An 18,437-nucleotide genomic window follows, 5' to 3' on the forward strand; every position below is an offset into this window, starting at 1 on the left:
CGCTTCGCACTCCAGCGGGAGCAAGCTCCCTCGCCACAATAAGGGTGCCAAACTGTTGATGATGGTGCTCTGCGGCGCGCTGCTCAGCGCCTGCGCCATCGGCCCTGACTACAAGCGTCCTGACGTCATCGAACCTGCGCAATTCAAGGAAGCCCAGGGCTGGCGCCAGGCTACCCCAAGTGACTCCCTGGCCCGTGGCGCCTGGTGGGAATTGTACGGCGACCGCCAGCTCAATGACCTGGTGCTGCGCCTGAACACCTCCAACCAGACCGTGGCCCAGGCCGAGGCCCGTTTCCGCCAGGCCCAGGCCCTGGTGCGCAGCTCGCGCGGGGCGTTTTACCCCAGCGTCGACCTGAGCGTCGGGAAAACCCGTGCCAGCCAGGGCACCGGCAGTAGCAGCGCCAGCCTCAGCAGTTCAAGCAGCGGCATCCGTGACACCCTCAACGCGCAATTGGGCGTGAGCTGGGAGGCGGACATCTGGGGCAAGCTGCGCCGTGGTCTGGAAGCCAACGAGGCCAGCGCCGAAGCCAGCTCGGCAGACCTGGCGGCGATGCGCCTGAGCCAGCAGTCGGAACTGGTGCAAAGCTACCTGCAACTGCGCGTCATGGATGAACAGACACGTTTGCTGCAAGCCACCCTGGAGACCTACCAGCGCTCCCTGCAAATGACCGAAAACCAATACCGCGCCGGTGTGTCCGGCAAGGATGCGGTGGCCCAGGCGCAAACCCAACTGAAGACCACCCAGGCCAGCCTGATCGACCTGATCTGGCAGCGTGCCCAACTGGAAAACGCGATTGCCGTGCTGATCGGCGAGGCGCCGGCCAACTTCAACCTGGCGGTGAGCAAGGACATACCGGCGCTGCCGCAGATTCCAGTGAGCCTGCCCTCGCAACTGCTGGAGCGCCGCCCGGACATCGCCTCGGCCGAACGCTCAGTGATCGCCGCCAACGCCAATATCGGCGTGGCCAAGGCCGCCTACTACCCGGACCTGAGCCTGAGCCTGGCCGGTGGTTACTCCAGCAGCACCTACGCCGACTGGATCAGCCTGCCGAACCGCTTCTGGTCGGTAGGGCCGAAGTTGGCCATGACCCTGTTTGACGGTGGCCAGCGCTCGGCGGAAGTCGACCGTACCGTGGCCTCCTATGACGAGACCGTGGCCAAATACCGCCAGACCGTACTGGATGGTTTCCGCGAGGTGGAAAACTACATGGTGCAACTCAAGGTGCTGGAAGACGAGGCGGTGGTCAGCAACGAAGCGCTGGAGGCCGCACGCGAGTCGCTGCGCCTGACCCAGAACCAGTACAAGGCCGGCCTGATTGCCTACCTGGACGTGGTCACCGTACAAGCCACCGCCCTGAGCAACGAACGCACGGTGCTGACCTTGCTGCAGACACGCCTGGTGGCGAGCGTGCAACTGATCGCGGCATTGGGCGGTGGTTGGGACGGGCAGACGCGTCAGTAGCGCAAGGTGTCATAGCTGGATCGATGTCTACCTGTCAGAACTGACAGTATAGATTGGGTTCCTAGTCATGTAGCGTCTGGAATGACGCCGCTTTTTATAGGCGGTTCATATCCAGCTCGGCAGGACGAGGTGCTCAAATGCGTCGGCTCATAGGTCTGATCTCTGCCCACGATTGGTGGCGTAAAGCTGGGCAAACGGCGGTCCTCGTACTGGCGATGTCTGGCGTCTCATCCACCGCGTGGGGTGTTGAAGGGCTATGGACCCAGGTCCACTGGAACCCAGCCAGCCGCGCCTTACAGGTCTCAGCCAGTGCCACACGCATGTGGGCTACCGACGTCAATGACTATATTTATGAGTTGACCGGCTCCAGTTGGTTGCTCAAACCTGGTCGGGCCAGGCAGGTTTCAGTCAGCGCCAGCGGCGATGTCTGGGCACTGAATGCAGCCGGGAACATTTATCGTTGGGTGTCTAATAACTGGCAGCAAATCGATGGTCAGGCGGTGCAGATATCTGCCGCACCTGACGGCGCGTTATTCGCGGTAGATGCGGGGGGCAATCCCAAGCGCTGGGCACCCGCTAACCAGCAGTGGGTCGCACTCCCAGGAAAATTAATCAAAATTGCCGCAGCGCCCGGTGGAGAGGCGTGGGGTTATAACGCCTCGAATCTGCTGTATAGGTGGGTCAATAACGGTTGGCAGTCGGTTCCAAAGCCCCTCGGTGTTACCGCCCTGTACGACTTATCAGTGGGCAGTGATGGCACTGTTGTTTTATTGAGCTCGAACGCAGGCATCTGGAATTGGCTGGATACAGAGTCCAGCTGGAAGTCCATTGCGGGGGCAGGCACCAGCGTTTCGGTTGCGGACATAAACAATATCGTCGTGCTCAACAACAGCAACGGGACACTCTGGCAACTGGCTCACCGTTCATCCATTGACATGCTCGTTGTGCATGCACATCCAGATGACGAAGGCATCTTTGGCGGAGGTGTTCTGCCTTTTTACACTCAGGTCCAGCAAAAGCGTGTTGCGGAGCTGATAATGGTCACCCGAGGCACCACTGGCCATGCTCCCTTAATGGCTGAGTCACTCAACCGAATGCAGGAGTTGCGTAATGCTGTCGACGTTTACGCAGGCAGGGCCAACCGCGGGTTGGGGGTATATGCGCCGAGTCTTTATCGCTCCGGAAATGTACTGCTGATTGATGGCGGCTTTGTCGACACAGGCTGCTGCAGTCCCGACCCTGCACAATCCTGGGGGAAAGATGGCCGTGGTTGGGGATCCTCCAACGTGGTAACACAAGTAACCCCTGGATTTGGCAACACTCACAGGATAGCTTCGGGTCGCGAGGCAGCAGCCTGGGTCGTTGCACGAACTATTCGACGTTATCGTCCTCTGGTGGTTGTCAGCGTGCATAATTTTACCGGCGACTACGGTCATTCCAATCACACTGCGACGGCAATTGGAGTGGTTGAAGGGGAAAGAATGGCGGCGGACGCGTCGAAAAATATTGACGGACTGGCGCCATGGACTGTCAGAAAGCTTTACATCCGAGGTTCGCCGCTTACTAACTATTACGTGGGCGGCAACCCAGAATGGGGCCGGATTACCTGGGGGGACTTTAAACCTGGCAGTGCCGTTAATGGTTTTTTCCATCAGGCATCCGAGGCTTCGCAAATAAATAGCCAGACGCCACGCCAAGTCGCTAATTTGGGGTTGGCCCAACATTTATCCCAGGGCGATGTGAGGGCTACGACGGTATTTGTCGCCACCCCATTCGAGCCTAATTACTCCGAATGGTGGACGCTCTACCGATCGAGTGTCGGGGCCGATGCGCTCAGTTCTTTCCGGGTTCCCGGAGATCGTACGGCGACCCATTACCAAGGGTGGGGCCGCTTGAGTTTTTTTGACAACGTACTTGTTAAGAAACATCGGGCCCTCAAATCTGCTGAAGTGCCTGATGTTTCCAGCCAGTAGATTGGCGTCAAAAAGCCACTAATGGCCCTCTGATAATTAATCAAGTACGCAAGAATTATTCTCGCTACAATCGCCCGCTTTGCCACTTGGCACGGGCGTCTCAGGCCCGTTGCGCACGAGAAGTCCCATGCTCATCGGTAGTTATTCACCCTCACTGGTCGTGATTTCGCTGTTCGTCGCGATCCTGGCTTCCTACACCGCGCTCGACCTGTCCGGCCGGATCGCCACCGCCAAGGGACGCGGTGTCTATTTATGGATAACCGGCGGCGCCATGGCGATGGGCGTGGGCGTGTGGTCGATGCACTTCATCGGCATGCTGGCGTTGCGTTTGCCGTTTGCCCTGGGGTTCGACGTAGGCATCACTGCGTTGTCATTGTTGATTGCGGTGTTGTCCAGCGGCTTTGCCTTGTGGCTGGTCAGCCAGCCGCGCTTACCGGCCTGGCAGCTGGCATTGGGCGCGCTGATCATGGGCACCGGCATTGCCAGCATGCATTACACCGGCATGGCCGCGATGCGGATGACGCCGGGTATCGACTACGACCCGGCCTTATTCGGCGCTTCGCTGCTGATCGCGGTCGCGGCGTCCGGCGCTGCGCTGTGGATTGCCTATAACCTGCGGCGCAATACCCCGTACGTACGCCTCGCTCGCGGTGGGGCGGCGGTGGTGATGGGTTTTGCCATCGTCGGCATGCATTACACCGGCATGGCGGCGGCACGGTTTGCCGATGAGAGTTTCTGCGGTGCTGCGCTGAACGGCCTGAGCGGCAAGGGCCTGGATAATTTGGTGCTGGTGACGACCCTGGCGGTGCTGGCCATCGCTTTGCTGACGTCGTTGCTGGATGCGCGTCTGGAAGCCCGCACTGCGGTGCTTGCCGACTCTCTGACCCAAGCCAACCAAGAGCTGACCCACCTGGCCCTGCACGACATGCTCACCGGTCTGCCCAACCGCACTTTGCTCGCTGACCGTATTCAGCAAGCCATGCAGGCGGTGAAGGAGCAGGGTGGCTGCTTCGCACTGATGTTTATTGACCTGGATGGCTTTAAGCCGGTCAACGATGCCTTCGGCCATCATATGGGTGACCAGTTGCTGAGCGAAGTAGGGTTGCGCCTGCGCGAAGACCTGCGCAGCCAGGACACCCTGGCGCGCATCGGCGGCGATGAGTTTGTGTTGCTGGTGCAACTGACCCAGCCGGACGACGCCCTCGGCCTCGCCGAACGCCAGGTGGTGCTGATCAACCGCGCCTTCCGGGTGGCCGAGCATGAGTTGAAGATCTCCGCCAGTGTCGGCATCGCCCTGTTCCCCGGCAATGGCAACAGCCCCCAGGAGCTGTTGATGAACGCCGACGCCGCGATGTACCACGCCAAGGGCATGGGCAAGAACGGCTACAGCTTCTTTGATGCGTCGATGAACACCAATGCGCGCAAACAATTGCAGTTGTTGCAGGACTTGCGCAACGCGGTCGAGCAGCAGCAGTTCCGCCTGTACTACCAGCCCAAGTTCGATGCGCTCAGCGGTATCCCGGTGGGTGCCGAAGCGCTGCTGCGCTGGGAGCATCCGCAGCAGGGCCTGCTGTTGCCGGCGATGTTTATCGAAATGGCGGAAAAGACCGGGCTGATCATTCCCATCGGCGAATGGGTGCTTAACGAAGCCTGTCGTCAAATGAGCCTGTGGTATGCAGAAGGTTACGAACACTGGCGTATCGCCGTGAACCTGTCCGCGTTGCAGTTCTGCCACGTCGGGCTGGTCAAAAGCGTGGCCGCGGCGCTGGAACGTCACCAGTTGCCGGCCAACAGCCTGACCCTGGAAATCACCGAAACCACGGCCATGAGCGATGCCGATGCGAGCATGACCGTGTTGCAGCAGCTGTCGGACATGGGTGTCGATTTATCCATCGATGACTTTGGCACCGGCTACTCCAGCCTGATGTACCTCAAGCGCCTGCCGGCCAACGAGCTGAAGATCGACCGCGGTTTTGTGCGCGACCTGGAGCACGACAGCGACGACGCCGCCATCGTTTCGGCCATCGTCGCCCTTGGCCAGGCCCTGGGGTTGCGGATTGTTGCCGAAGGCGTGGAAACCGATGTGCAGCAGAGTTTCCTGACGCGGCTGGGGTGTAACTCCCTGCAAGGTTACCTGTTGGGCCATCCGCTGCCGGCTGACGTTTTCATGGCCGATATCGTGCGCGCCGAAAACGCCGTAGCGCCTGACAAAAGCCGTGCGTGACGGGTATTCTTGGATCCGACCCTAAACACCAGGTTGAATCAGGAGACCGCACGCATGGACAAAGTCCTCATCATCACCGGGGGCAGTCGTGGGATTGGCGCCGAGACGGCATTGCTGGCCGCTCACCAGGGCTATCGCATCTGCATCAACTACCAGTCCGACGAAGAAGCGGCTCACCGCGTGCTCGAACAAGTGCGTGCGTTGGGCGCCCAGGCCATTGCGGTGCGGGCGGATGTGAGCATCGAGGATGAAGTGATCGCGCTGTTCAATCGCGTCGACAGCGAACTGGGCCGGGTCACCGCGCTGGTCAACAATGCCGGCACGGTGGGGCACAAATCCCGCGTTGATGAGATGTCCGAGTTTCGCATCCTGAAAGTCATGAAGACCAACGTGCTCGGTCCGATCCTGTGCGCCAAGCACGCGGTGCTGCGCATGTCGCCCAAGCATGGCGGGCAGGGTGGCAGCATCGTCAACGTGTCGTCGGTGGCCTCGCGCCTGGGTTCGCCGGGCGAGTATGTCGACTATGCGGCGTCAAAAGGCGCGCTCGATACCTTCACCCTGGGGTTGTCGAAAGAAGTCGCCGGTGAGGGCATTCGCGTCAACGCGGTGCGCCCCGGCTATATCTACACCGACTTCCATGCCCTGAGCGGCGACCCGGACCGCGTCAGCAAGCTTGAGTCCGGCATTCCCATGGCCCGAGGCGGGCGCCCGGATGAAGTGGCGGAAGCGATTATCTGGTTGCTGTCGGATAAGGCCTCGTATGCCACCGGCACGTTTTTGGACCTGGGGGGCGGTCGTTGACCGACTGACGCCATCGCGGGCGACCCTTGGCTCAGAACGACCGCACAATCCGCCCCAATGTCTCCATGGCCTTTTCCGACGCCTCGGTCCACGGGCTGCCATAGTTCAGGCGAAGGCAGTTGCGAAAGCGCTGGGTCGCCGAGAAGATCGGCCCCGGCGCAATGCTGATGCCTTGCGCCAGCGCCATCTGGAACAACTTCAATGAATCCGTCTGCTCCGGCAACTCCAGCCACAGGAAGTACCCGCCGGCCGGCTGGCTGACGCGGGTCTGCGCCGGGAAGTAGCGCGCGATGGCGGCCAGCATGGCGCTTTGTTGTTCTTCCAGGGCATAGCGCAATTTGCGCAGGTGCCGGTCATAACCACCGTGCTGCAGATAATCGGCAATCGCCGCCTGGGCCGGCATTGACGGGCACAACGAGGTCATCAATTTCAGCCGTTCGACCTTCTGCGCAAAGCGCCCGGCCGCGACCCAGCCCACCCGGTAACCGGGGGCGAGGCTTTTGGCGAACGAGCCGCAATGCATCACCAGGCCTTCGGTGTCGAAGGCCTTGGCCGGTTTTGGCGCCTGTTGCCCGTAATACAGCTCGGCGTACACGTCGTCTTCGATCAGCGGCACTTGATGGCCCCGCAGCAGCTCCACCAATGCCTGTTTCTTGGCTTCCGGCAGGGTCGCGCCCATGGGGTTCTGGAAGCTGGTCATGGTCCAGCAGGCCTTGATCGGATAGCGCTCCAGCGTCTGTGCCAGGGCATTGAGGTCGATGCCATCGCGCGGGTGCACGGGAATTTCCACCGCCTTGAGTTTCAAGCGTTCCAGTACTTGCAGGCAGGCATAGAACGCCGGGGCTTCGATGGCCACCAGGTCACCGGGTTCAGTGACGGCTTGCAGGCACAGGTTCAAGGCCTCCAGCGCACCATTGGTGATCAGCAGTTCCTCCATGGGCAGCATCAGGCCCCCGACCATGTACCGCAGGGCAATTTGCCTGCGCAGTTGCGGGTTGCCCGGCGACATGTCGGTGACCACCAGGCGCGGGTCCATCTCACGGCTGGCGCTGGCCAAGGAACGGGCCAGGCGCGGCAGCGGGAATAGCATCGGGCTGGGGAACGCCGAACCGAAAGGCACGGTGTTCGGGTCTTTGATCGAGTCGAGCACCGAGAACACCAGCTCGCTGACATCCACCTCGGTGGACTCATGCACCTGTTCGCTCACCTCCGGCTCGGAAAACGGGCTGGGCGCATGGGTGTTGACGAAGTAGCCGGAGCGCGGCCGCGCGCGGATCAGGCCACGGCGCTCCAGCAGGTAGTAGGCCTGGAACACCGTGGACGGGCTGATGCCGTAAGTCTGGCTGGCATAGCGCACCGAAGGCACCCGCTGGCCGGGGCCGAGCACGCCGGTGCGGATCAGTTCTGCGATGTCGTCGGCGAATTTTTCGTAGCGTTTCATGGGGGCCTAATTACTTTCTTAAATTGTACGCAGGGCTAAATGGGGGTGCTGGCTCGCCTGACAGGCCTCAGCGGTTCAGCGGCGCCACGAAGCGACTCTCGGCAGCACTGTAGATCCACGGCTCATCCACATCCGAGACCTTGAAGCGCAGGGTCTGCGAACTGCTCGCCGGTTTATCCGCCAACAACGCCACCGACACCGGCACATCGCTGATTTCCCCCGCTGCCAGGCTGATCTCAGTCTTGCCTTGCAACTGGAAGCCATCGGCGTCCATCAACGCCAGGCGGTAATCCTGGCGCTGCTGGGTCTTGTTGATCACCTTGAGGCTGTAGATGTTTTCGATCTGGCCCTGAGCGTTCTCGCGGAACAGGCCACGGTCCTTGGTCACGTCCAGCGACACCATCGGCCGTTCCACCAGCGCCACCACCAACGCCGCGATCATCACTAGCAGCACGGCACTGTAGCCGATCAGGCGTGGCCGTAGCAGGTGGGTCTTGCCGCCTTGCAATTGATGTTCGCTGGTGTAGCTCACCAGGCCGCGCGGGTAGCCCATTTTGTCCATGATCGAATCGCAGGCGTCGATGCACGCCGCGCAGCCGATGCATTCCATTTGCAGGCCGTCGCGGATGTCGATACCGGTAGGGCACACTTGCACGCACAGTTGGCAGTCGATGCAATCGCCGAGGCCGACATCGGCGGGTTTGACTTCACGCTTGCGCGGGCCACGGTGTTCGCCGCGCGCCACGTCGTAAGAAATGGTCAGGGTGTCTTTGTCGAACATGACGCTCTGGAAACGCGCATACGGGCACATGTGCATGCACACCGCTTCACGCAGCCAGCCGGCGTTGAGGTAGGTGGCACCGGTGAAAAACAGCACCCAGAACAGGCTGACGCCGCCCATTTGCCAGCTCAGCAGTTCGGCGGCCAGGGGGCGGATCGGCGTGAAATAGCCGACAAACGTCAGCCCTGTCAGCACGCTGATACCCAGCCACAACGTGTGTTTGGCCGAGCGCCGCGCCAGTTTGTTCAGGCTCCAGGGCGCGGCGTGCAGCTTGATACGCTGGTTGCGCTCGCCCTCGGTGACTTTTTCGCACCACATGAACAGCCAGGTAAACGCGCTTTGCGGGCAGGTGTACCCGCACCACACACGGCCGGCAAACACCGTGATCGCAAACAGGCCGAACGCGCAGATGATCAGCAGCGCCGAGAGCAGGATGAAGTCCAGGGGCCAGAACGTCGCGCCAAAGATGTGGAATTTGCTTTCAGCCAGGTCCCATAGCACCGCTTGCCGGCCGCCCCAGTTCAGCCACACGGTGCCGAAAAACGCCAGGAACAGAACGCCTGCACCGGCCACGCGCAAGGTGCGGAACAGGCCGGTGAAACTGCGGGTATGAATCAGGTTGTCGCTGGATTTGGCCTTCACCTTCTTTGGGTGCAAGGGCTCAAAGGTGTCCACGGTGGGGATTCTATCGCTCATGGTCGTTCGCTCATCAGCCTCCATCAGGCGGACGAACTATGCGCGTGGGGCTGTGTGCATAACAGACTCAGGTAGGGCGATAAAAAGCGGATCAGATGACAGGGGCGCAAGGGCCTGCGTCAATGTGCTGCACCCCATGGCGCCTGGGGTGCAGCAGTGTCTGGGGGGAACTGATACAGATCAATTAAATCAGCGAACCAGGTTCGTCGGCCTTTACATGCTGGCGCCCATCGTGCGCCCCGGCGACTGTCAAGGCGTCGGCCTCGGCTTCGGTGATGTAGATGCGCTCGGCAGCCAATTCGACGTAGGACATGGATTTTTCAGTGTCGGTCACGATATTGACTCGGGTCGCCGGCACGCTCTGTTCCTGGCCGTTGTCATCGAGCATGAAGTAGCACAGCTGGTTTTCGATACGTAGGGGCATGCCGTTCTCCTTATTCGTGAGCTATGTAATGCGTGGGCTATGTAAGGTTAGGGGCCGCCGATGTGCAGGGGTTCCAGGCAACTGACTGGCGGTCGCTGCTGTCCATCCTTTACCAACAATGACAAAGGACGGCATCCATGGACGCCTGGTGGCATGAAGTGTGGCAAACCCTGCAGGCCGAATTCGCCGATATCGGCGACGCGAAGCAGCTCACCCAGATCACGGTGCGCCTGCTGATTGCCGCGATCCTGGGCGGCATCCTGGGGTTTGAACGCGAGAGCAAGGGCAAGGCCGCCGGGGTGCGCACGCATATGCTGGTGGCCTTGGGGGCGGCACTGTTCGTGATGGTGCCGCAGATGTCCGGTAATCAGGCGGATGCCATGAGCCGGGTGGTGCAGGGCGTGATTGCCGGGATCGGCTTCCTGGGCGCCGGTACCATCATCAAGGGCAAGGATGATGAAGAGGGCCATGTTAAAGGCCTGACCACCGCAGCCGGTTTGTGGATGACCGCTGCGATTGGGGTCTCGGCCGGGTTGGGCCGGGAATCGACAGCGGTACTGAGTACGTTGCTGGCCTTGGCGGTGTTCAGCGTGATGCCAAAAATCGTCAAGCGCTTTGAGAAGGACTGACGATCACCGGTGGCATGGTCGTCGGCGGTTCTTCAACCGGCGGCGGCTCATTCTCCGGCGGTTCCTTTTCCGGAATCGGTGCGGGCTCGGTGGGCGGCAGGGTGGGGTTGTCGATATTCGGGTCGGGTGTTTCAGCCGGGATCGGGATATTCATCGGTGTGGCCTCCTTTGTGCTTTGCTCTACCGGTGGACAGTGGGCCGGGCGAATTGATTCCCCGCTCAATGGCGACACATCCACCTGAACTTTTATCGACGGCAAAGGTTCGGACCTATTACGGCCGTGCTCAGGGAGAGCTCGGCCGCCTGAAGAATTCGGATCACGCAAAGAGCGTCCACAGGGCGTAAGGGGAAGATGCTCGATGACTGCTGAAACACAGGTTCCAGGCACGTCCATATTGCCGCTGTCCCAGGCGCTGTTGCTGCCCAGGATCGCCATCGAAAGCACCACTCCCGTGATTGACGGCGGCGAATTCGCCGTCAAGGCCGTGGTCGGCCAACGGGTCAACGTCACCAGCAAAGTGTTCGCCGACGGCCATGACAAGCTCGCCGTGCTGATCCGCTGGCGCCCGCTGCAGGATGAAAGCTGGCACAGCGTCGTGATGACCGACGTGGGCAACAATGGCTGGGAAGGCGCGTTTACCGTCACCCAGCAGGGCCCTCATGAATATTGCATTGAAGCCTGGATCGATACCTTCGCCAGCTTCTGCTACGAGTTGCGCAAGAAACACGAGGCCGGCGTACCGGTCAGCCTGGAATTGCAGGAAGGTCGCAGCCTGGTGCTGCAAGCCGCCGAACGCAGTGACAACGAGCTGCGCGATCGCCTGATGCTGCTGCACCATGAACTCTCCGGCCTGCTGGAAACCGAGCAGGTTGCGCAGTTCCTGCACGAAGACAGTGCACATTTGATGACGCAGGCCGATCACCGCGCCTACCTGAGCATCAGCACCGTTTACCCGATTGACGTTGAACGTGAGGCTGCGCTGTTTGCCAGCTGGTACGAGTTGTTTCCACGTTCGATCACCGACGATCCCGCGCGCCACGGCACGTTTAATGACGTGCACTCGCGGTTGTCGATGATCCATGACATGGGCTTCGACGTCCTGTACTTCCCGCCGATCCACCCGATCGGGCGCAGCCATCGTAAAGGCCCGAACAACTCACTGACCGCCGGCCCCGATGATCCGGGCAGCCCCTACGCGATTGGCAGCGAGGACGGCGGCCATGAGGCCATCCACCCGCAGCTGGGCAGCCGCGATGACTTCCGCCGCCTGGTGCAGGCCGCCGCCGACCACGGCCTGGAAATCGCCCTGGACTTCGCCATCCAGTGTTCCCAGGACCATCCGTGGCTCAAGGAGCATCCGGGCTGGTTCAACTGGCGCCCCGACGGCACGATCAAATACGCGGAAAACCCGCCGAAAAAGTACCAGGACATCGTCAACGTCGATTTTTATGCGGCGGACGCCATCCCAGGCCTGTGGACCGAGCTGCGCGACGTCGTGGTGGGTTGGGTGGAAGAGGGCGTGAAGACCTTTCGCGTCGATAACCCTCACACCAAGCCCCTGCCTTTCTGGCAATGGCTGATCAGCGATGTGCGGTCCAAATACCCCGACGTGATCTTCCTCGCCGAGGCGTTTACCACGCCGGCGATGATGGCGCGCCTGGGCAAGGTCGGTTACTCCCAGAGCTACACCTATTTCACCTGGCGCAATACCAAGGCCGAGTTGAGCGAATACCTGACCCAGCTGAACGAGTCGCCGTGGCGCGAATGCTACCGGCCGAACTTCTTCGTCAATACGCCGGACATCAACCCGCCGTTCTTGCATGAATCCGGGCGCCCGGGCTTTTTGATCCGTGCCGCGTTGGCCACCATGGGCTCGGGCCTGTGGGGCATGTATTCGGGGTTCGAACTGTGCGAAGCGGCGCCGGTACCGGGCAAAGAGGAATACCTGAACTCGGAGAAGTACGAGATCCGTCCACGGGACTTCACCGCCCCCGGCAATATCATTGCCGAAATCGCTCAACTCAACCGCATTCGCCGGCAAAACCCGGCGTTGCAGACGCACCTGGGGCTGAAGCTCTACAACGCCTGGAATGACAGCATCCTGTATTTCGGCAAGCGCAGCGAGGATGGCAGCAACTTCATTCTGGTGGCGGTGAACCTTGATCCCTATAACGCCCAAGAGGCCAACTTCGAGCTGCCGCTCTGGGAGTTGGGCCTGCCGGACGATGCCGAGACTCAGGGTGAAGACTTGATGAACGGCCACCGCTGGACCTGGTATGGCAAGCACCAGTGGACGCGGTTGGAGCCGCAGATGCCGTTTGGGATCTGGCGTATCACCACCCCTTAATCCCAGCGCGGTTCACGTATTCCAGGAGCTTCCAATGGCGAAGAAACCCAACGCTGCCACTTTTATCAAAGACCCGCTCTGGTACAAAGACGCGGTGATCTACCAAGTCCACGTCAAATCGTATTTCGATTCCAATAACGACGGTATCGGTGACTTTCCCGGCCTGATCGCCAAGCTCGACTACATCGCCGACCTGGGTGTGAACACCATCTGGTTGTTGCCGTTCTACCCCTCGCCACGCCGCGACGATGGCTACGACATCGCCGAGTACCGTGGCGTGCACAGCGACTACGGCACCATGGCCGATGCCAAGCGGTTTATTGCCGAGGCGCACAAGCGCGGGCTGCGGGTCATCACCGAGCTGGTGATCAACCACACCTCCGACCAGCATCCCTGGTTCCAGCGTGCGCGCAAGGCCAAGCCCGGTTCGGCGGCGCGGGACTTCTACGTGTGGTCGGATGACGACCAGAAATACGACGGCACCCGCATCATCTTCCTTGACACCGAGAAGTCCAACTGGACCTGGGACCCGGTTGCGGGCCAGTATTTCTGGCACCGCTTTTATTCCCACCAGCCCGATCTCAACTTCGATAACCCTCAGGTCATGAAAGCGGTGTTGTCGGTGATGCGCTACTGGCTGGACATGGGCATCGACGGCCTGCGCCTGGACGCCATCCCGTACCTGATCGAACGCGATGGCACCAACAACGAAAACCTGCCTGAGACCCACGATGTGCTCAAGCAGATCCGCGCCGAGATCGACGCTCATTACCCGGACCGCATGCTGCTGGCCGAGGCCAATCAATGGCCGGAAGACACCCAGCTGTATTTCGGTGACAAAAAGGGCGACGACGGCGACGAATGCCACATGGCCTTCCACTTTCCGCTGATGCCGCGCATGTACATGGCGCTGGCGCAGGAAGACCGCTTCCCGATCACCGACATTCTGCGCCAGACCCCGGAGATTCCCGCCAATTGCCAGTGGGCGATCTTCCTGCGCAACCACGATGAACTGACCCTGGAAATGGTCACCGACAAAGAACGCGACTACTTGTGGAACTACTACGCCGCCGACCGCCGCGCGCGCATCAACCTCGGCATCCGCCGGCGCCTGGCGCCGTTGATGGAACGTGACCGCCGTCGTGTCGAACTGCTCAACAGCCTGCTGCTGTCGATGCCCGGTACACCGACCCTGTATTACGGCGATGAAATCGGCATGGGCGATAACATCTACTTGGGTGACCGCGATGGCGTGCGTACGCCGATGCAGTGGTCCATCGACCGCAACGGCGGTTTCTCACGCGCCGACCCGGCCAGCCTGGTGCTGCCGCCGATCATGGACCCGCAATACGGCTACCAGTCGGTGAACGTCGAGACCCAGGCCCAGGACCCGCATTCGTTGCTGAACTGGACCCGGCGCATGCTGGCGGTGCGTAAGCAGTCCAAGGCGTTTGGCCGTGGCAGCCTGAAAATGCTCTCGCCGAGTAACCGGCGCATCCTCGCCTATACCCGCGAGTTCACCGGTGAAGACGGGCGCAACGAGATCATCCTCTGCGTGGCCAACGTGTCGCGCAGCGCCCAGGCGGCCGAACTGGACCTGTCGGCGTTTGCTGGCATGGTGCCGGTGGAGATGCTCGGCGGGAATGCCTTCCCACCCATCGGCCAACTCAATTTCCTGCTGACCCTGGCGCCTTACGGCTTCTATTGGTTTGTGCTGGCGCCGGAAAACCAGATGCCCAGCTGGCATGTGGAACCGGCCCAGAGCATGCCGGACTTCACCACGTTGGTATTGAAAAAACGCATGGAAGAACTGCTGGAAGAACCCTGCCGCGCCTCGCTGGAGCAAACAGCACTGCCGGCCTGGCTGCCCAAACGCCGCTGGTTCGCGGGCAAGGACACGGCGATCGACAGCGTGCGCATCGCCTATGGCGTGCGCTTTGGCGACGCGCAGCACCCGGTATTGCTCAGCGAGCTTGAGGTCAGTGCGGGTGGCCAAATCAGCCGCTATCAGCTGCCGTTCGGTTTCCTCGGTGAAGACCAGTTCACCAGCGCCTTGCCTCAGCAATTAGCCTTGGCCCGTGTACGCCGGGTGCGCCAGGTGGGCTTGGTGACCGATGCCTTCAGCCTCGAGCACTTTATCCGCGCCGTGATCCAGGGTTTGCAAGCGGGCACCGTGCTGGACTCAAGCGAAGGCGAGCTGCGCTTCACCGCTACGCCTCATCTGGCCAAGCTGCAACTGACGGATGAGTCCGAGGTGCGCTATTTGTCGGCCGAGCAGTCCAACAGTTCGGTAGTAGTGGGCGAGAGCCTGGTGCTTAAGCTGATCCGCAAAGTCGCCCCCGGCGTGCACCCTGAGTTGGAGATGAGTGCTTACCTGACCGAAGCCGGCTACCCGAACATCTCGCCGTTGTTGGGCTCGATGATTCGCCACGACGCCGAGGGCCAGGACAACCTGCTGATGATTGCCCAAGGCTACCTGAGTAACCAGGGCGACGCCTGGGGCTGGACTCAGAACAACCTGGAACGGGCGATTCGCGACGAGCTGGCCGAAGCCATCTCCGAGCAGGAACAGCACTACAACGCCCTGGGCGAGCTGGCGGATTTTGCCGGGTTGCTCGGCCAGCGCCTGGGCGAAATGCACGGGGTGCTCGGCGCGAAAACCACTAACAAGGACTTCAAGCCTGAAGTCACCACCGCCAAGGACACCCAGGCCTGGGCCAAGGATGTCGGCGCGCAGCTGGACCGTGCGTTGCACTTGCTCAACCTTCATCAAAACCAGTTGAACCCGGCGGATCAAGCGCTGGTCACTGAGTTGCTGGCGCAGAAAAAAGCCATCACCCGCCATGTGCAGGCGCTGGCGAAAGCCACCCTGGGCGGGTTGCGTATTCGGGTGCATGGTGACTTGCACCTGGGCCAGGTGCTGGTGGTGAAGGGCGATGCCTACCTGATCGACTTTGAAGGTGAGCCGGCGCGACCGCTGCACGAACGACGCGGCAAGCACAGCCCGTATAAAGATGTGAGCGGCGTGTTGCGCTCCTTCGATTACGCGGCGGCCATGGCCCTGAATGTACAAGGGGTGGATCACTCGCCCGAAGCGGACCAGGCGCGCAAACGCGTGACGGACCGTTACCTGAAAGAAGCACGCCAGGCCTTTATCCGGGCGTATCAGTCCGCTACGTCTACACTGGCGCATGACTGGCAGGATGCCAAAGGCCAGGACGCAGCGCTGACGTTGTTCAGCCTGGAGAAGGCCGCGTATGAAGTGGCTTACGAAGCGGAAAACCGCCCGACTTGGTTGCCGGTGCCCCTGCAAGGGTTGCACGGACTGTTGAGCGGGCTTGCACCTATATCGAACACTGCACGCGGTGGGGAGACGTCATGAGCTTTACAAATAAAGAACCGCTGCAAGCGAAGTTGACTGCATTGCCGGCGTCCAAGGACGTCGAAGCGCTGGTACGCGCCGAGCATCACGACCCGTTTTCGATTCTCGGGCCGCACGATGATGAGCACGGTGGCCAGTTTATCCGCGCCTTCCTGCCGGAGGCCTTGAGCGTCCACGTTCTGGCACGCGACAGCGGTGAACAGCTCGGCAGCCTGGACGCGAGCCAGGTGCCGGGGTTGTTCGTCGGTCAGTTCAAGACCCGCGAACCCTATTTGTTGAAGATCCAGTGGGCCGGCGGTGAGCAGATCACCGAAGACCCTTACAGCTTCCAGCAACTGCTGCTGGGGGAGATGGACCTGTACCTGTTCGGCGAAGGCAACCATCGTGACCTCAGCAGTTGCCTGGGTGCCCAGGTGACCAGCGTCGATGGCGTGCAGGGTGTGCGCTTTGCCGTGTGGGCGCCGAATGCGCGGCGGGTGTCGGTGGTGGGCGACTTCAATATCTGGGACGGCCGCCGTCACCCGATGCGCCTGCGTCATCCGTCCGGCGTGTGGGAGATCTTTATCCCACGCCTGCAACCGGGCGCGGCCTACAAGTACGAAATTCTCGGCGCCAATGGGATCCTGCCGCTCAAGGCCGACCCCATGGCGTTGGCCACCCAGTTGCCGCCGGACACCGCCTCGAAGGTGGCCGAACCGTTGCAAGTGGACTGGCAGGACCACGCCTGGATGCAGTCGCGGGTCGACAAGCAAAAGCCCACGGCGCCGCTGTCGATCTACGAACTGCATGTGGGCTCCTGGCAATGCGAGTTGGATGAAGCGGGCGAAGTGGCCCGCCAGTACAACTGGCGTGAGCTGGCTGAGCGCCTGGTTCCCTATGTGCAGCAACTGGGCTTCACCCACGTCGAGCTGATGCCGATCATGGAGCACCCGTTTGGCGGCTCTTGGGGCTACCAGGCACTGTCGCAATTCGCCCCGACGGCGCGGTTCGGCTCGCCGGAAGATTTCGCCTATTTCGTCGACGCCCTGCACCAGGCCGACATCGGTGTGATCCTCGACTGGGTGCCGGCGCATTTTCCCACCGATACCCACGGCCTCGCGCAATTTGACGGCACCGCGTTGTACGAATACGCCAACCCGCTGGAAGGCTTTCACCAGGATTGGGACACGCTGATCTACAACCTGGGCCGCACCGAAGTGCACGGCTACATGCTCGCTTCGGCGCTGCATTGGCTCAAGCACTTCCATATTGACGGGCTGCGTGTGGATGCCGTCGCGTCGATGCTCTACCGCGACTACTCGCGCAAGGCCGGCGAATGGGTGCCGAACCGTCATGGCGGTCGCGAGAACCTCGAAGCGATTGATTTCCTGCGCCACTTGAACGACGTGGTGGCCCTGGAAGCGCCCGGCGCGCTGGTGATCGCGGAGGAATCCACGGCCTGGCCGGGTGTCAGCCAGCCGACCCAACAGGGCGGCCTGGGCTTCAACTACAAGTGGAACATGGGCTGGATGCACGATTCCCTGCACTACATCCAGCAGGACCCGGTGTACCGCGCTCATCACCACAACGAGTTGAGCTTCGGCCTGGTGTATGCGTGGTCCGAGCGCTTTATCCTGCCGATTTCCCACGATGAAGTGGTGCACGGCAAGCACTCGCTGATCGACAAGATGCCCGGCGACCGCTGGCAGAAATTTGCCAACCTGCGCGCTTACCTGGCGTTCATGTGGATGCACCCCGGTAAGAAACTGCTGTTCATGGGCTGCGAATTCGGCCAGTGGCGCGAGTGGAACCACGACCAGCAACTGGACTGGTACCTGTTGCAGTACGCCGAACACAAAGGCGTACAAAAGCTGGTCGGCGACTTGAACCGGCTGTACCGCGAAGAACCGGCCTTGCACGAGCAGGACGACGCGCCGCAGGGCTTCCAATGGCTGATCGGCGACGACGCAATCAACAGCGTCTATGCCTGGCTGCGCTGGAGCAAGGACGGTAAGCCGGTGCTGGTGGTCGCCAACTTCACCCCGGTGCCGCGTGAGGGTTACAAGGTCGGCGTGCCCTTTGCGGGGCGTTGGAGCGAAGTGATCAACAGTGACGCCGACATGTACGCAGGTTCCAATTACGGTAACGGAGGCGAGGTGTTTACCCAAGATGAACCGAACCATGGGCAAGCGGTGTCACTGGCGTTGAATCTGCCACCACTGGGGGTACTGATTCTGCGGCCGGAACCGCTTTAAAGGCTCTATCTTGCTGGATTCTGTTGTCCACGCTGGTGGCAG

Annotated in this window: 12 protein-coding genes; 8 read left to right on the forward strand and 4 right to left on the reverse strand. The window is 61.2% G+C overall.

The annotated features are described in order from the left end of the window. The first annotated feature begins 58 nt into the window (after positions 1-58). The 4 genes from ACI512_RS16620 (at position 59) to ACI512_RS16635 (ending at position 6,460) form a co-directional block, all read left to right on the forward strand. Positions 59-1,462 carry an efflux transporter outer membrane subunit gene (locus ACI512_RS16620; RefSeq protein WP_236379626.1) on the forward strand — a complete coding sequence of 468 codons (1,404 nt, stop codon included), beginning with the start codon at positions 59-61 and terminating at the stop codon, positions 1,460-1,462. Between the two features lie 215 nt (positions 1,463-1,677). Further along, entirely contained in the window at positions 1,678-3,435 is a 1,758-nt protein-coding gene (locus ACI512_RS16625; RefSeq protein WP_405121896.1) for a tectonin domain-containing protein, read from the forward strand. Positions 3,436-3,562: 127 nt separating this feature from the next. Next, the gene (locus ACI512_RS16630) at positions 3,563-5,659 is read left to right on the forward strand and encodes a bifunctional diguanylate cyclase/phosphodiesterase (protein ID WP_236379628.1); all 2,097 of its coding nucleotides are present in this window, start codon (positions 3,563-3,565) and stop codon (positions 5,657-5,659) included. Between the two features lie 54 nt (positions 5,660-5,713). Then, complete coding sequence (locus ACI512_RS16635; RefSeq protein WP_046033806.1) at positions 5,714-6,460, forward strand: SDR family oxidoreductase; 747 nt, start codon at positions 5,714-5,716, stop codon at positions 6,458-6,460. Between the two features lie 31 nt (positions 6,461-6,491). On the opposite strand, the gene mapR is transcribed toward ACI512_RS16635, so the two are convergent. From mapR to ACI512_RS16650, 3 genes are all read right to left on the reverse strand, one after another. After that, the gene (gene mapR, locus ACI512_RS16640; protein ID WP_236379629.1) at positions 6,492-7,901 is read right to left on the reverse strand and encodes a GntR family transcriptional regulator MpaR; all 1,410 of its coding nucleotides are present in this window, start codon (positions 7,899-7,901) and stop codon (positions 6,492-6,494) included. Positions 7,902-7,968: 67 nt separating this feature from the next. Then, positions 7,969-9,378 carry a cytochrome c oxidase accessory protein CcoG gene (ccoG, locus tag ACI512_RS16645; protein WP_236379630.1) on the reverse strand — a complete coding sequence of 470 codons (1,410 nt, stop codon included), beginning with the start codon at positions 9,376-9,378 and terminating at the stop codon, positions 7,969-7,971. A gap of 184 nt (positions 9,379-9,562) precedes the next feature. Then, a complete protein-coding gene (locus ACI512_RS16650; RefSeq protein ID WP_012723944.1) occupies positions 9,563-9,802 on the reverse strand; it encodes a DUF3203 family protein in 240 nt (79 codons plus the stop codon). Between the two features lie 137 nt (positions 9,803-9,939). Here ACI512_RS16650 and ACI512_RS16655 point away from each other — a divergent pair, with 137 nt between their 5' ends. Then, a complete protein-coding gene (locus ACI512_RS16655; protein WP_012723945.1) occupies positions 9,940-10,431 on the forward strand; it encodes an MgtC/SapB family protein in 492 nt (163 codons plus the stop codon). Here the strand turns inward: ACI512_RS16655 and ACI512_RS16660 are convergent. Next, complete coding sequence (locus ACI512_RS16660) at positions 10,409-10,585, reverse strand: hypothetical protein (RefSeq protein WP_163825743.1); 177 nt, start codon at positions 10,583-10,585, stop codon at positions 10,409-10,411. The genes ACI512_RS16655 and ACI512_RS16660 overlap by 23 nt on opposite strands. Before the next feature lie 205 nt (positions 10,586-10,790). Here ACI512_RS16660 and ACI512_RS16665 point away from each other — a divergent pair, with 205 nt between their 5' ends. The 3 genes from ACI512_RS16665 to glgB are packed head-to-tail and all read left to right on the forward strand — an operon-like array spanning position 10,791 to position 18,395. Then, the gene (locus ACI512_RS16665) at positions 10,791-12,779 is read left to right on the forward strand and encodes an alpha-1,4-glucan--maltose-1-phosphate maltosyltransferase (protein WP_405121221.1); all 1,989 of its coding nucleotides are present in this window, start codon (positions 10,791-10,793) and stop codon (positions 12,777-12,779) included. Between the two features lie 34 nt (positions 12,780-12,813). After that, positions 12,814-16,161: a maltose alpha-D-glucosyltransferase gene (gene treS, locus ACI512_RS16670; protein WP_236379632.1), complete on the forward strand. Its 3,348-nt coding sequence runs from the start codon at positions 12,814-12,816 to the stop codon at positions 16,159-16,161. Beyond that, complete coding sequence (gene glgB, locus ACI512_RS16675; RefSeq protein ID WP_012723949.1) at positions 16,158-18,395, forward strand: 1,4-alpha-glucan branching protein GlgB; 2,238 nt, start codon at positions 16,158-16,160, stop codon at positions 18,393-18,395. The genes treS and glgB overlap by 4 nt, the downstream gene beginning before the upstream one ends. Positions 18,396-18,437: the final 42 nt, after the last annotated feature.

The organism is Pseudomonas petroselini, from assembly GCF_045037875.1.
Taxonomy (GTDB): domain Bacteria; phylum Pseudomonadota; class Gammaproteobacteria; order Pseudomonadales; family Pseudomonadaceae; genus Aquipseudomonas; species Aquipseudomonas petroselini.

Excerpts from the sequence above, each read along its gene's own strand:
- ACI512_RS16665 (WP_405121221.1), top strand. The coding sequence starts at position 10,791 with ATGACTGCTGAAACACAGGTTCCAGGCACGTCCATATTGCCGCTGTCC.
- ACI512_RS16625 (WP_405121896.1), top strand. The coding sequence starts at position 1,678 with ATGTCTGGCGTCTCATCCACCGCGTGGGGTGTTGAAGGGCTATGGACC.
- ccoG (WP_236379630.1), bottom strand. The coding sequence starts at position 9,378 with ATGAGCGATAGAATCCCCACCGTGGACACCTTTGAGCCCTTGCACCCA.
- ACI512_RS16655 (WP_012723945.1), top strand. The coding sequence starts at position 9,940 with ATGGACGCCTGGTGGCATGAAGTGTGGCAAACCCTGCAGGCCGAATTC.
- ACI512_RS16630 (WP_236379628.1), top strand. The coding sequence starts at position 3,563 with ATGCTCATCGGTAGTTATTCACCCTCACTGGTCGTGATTTCGCTGTTC.
- ACI512_RS16635 (WP_046033806.1), top strand. The coding sequence starts at position 5,714 with ATGGACAAAGTCCTCATCATCACCGGGGGCAGTCGTGGGATTGGCGCC.
- ACI512_RS16660 (WP_163825743.1), bottom strand. The coding sequence starts at position 10,585 with ATGAATATCCCGATCCCGGCTGAAACACCCGACCCGAATATCGACAAC.
- glgB (WP_012723949.1), top strand. The coding sequence starts at position 16,158 with ATGAGCTTTACAAATAAAGAACCGCTGCAAGCGAAGTTGACTGCATTG.
- ACI512_RS16650 (WP_012723944.1), bottom strand. The coding sequence starts at position 9,802 with ATGCCCCTACGTATCGAAAACCAGCTGTGCTACTTCATGCTCGATGAC.
- treS (WP_236379632.1), top strand. The coding sequence starts at position 12,814 with ATGGCGAAGAAACCCAACGCTGCCACTTTTATCAAAGACCCGCTCTGG.
- mapR (WP_236379629.1), bottom strand. The coding sequence starts at position 7,901 with ATGAAACGCTACGAAAAATTCGCCGACGACATCGCAGAACTGATCCGC.
- ACI512_RS16620 (WP_236379626.1), top strand. The coding sequence starts at position 59 with ATGATGGTGCTCTGCGGCGCGCTGCTCAGCGCCTGCGCCATCGGCCCT.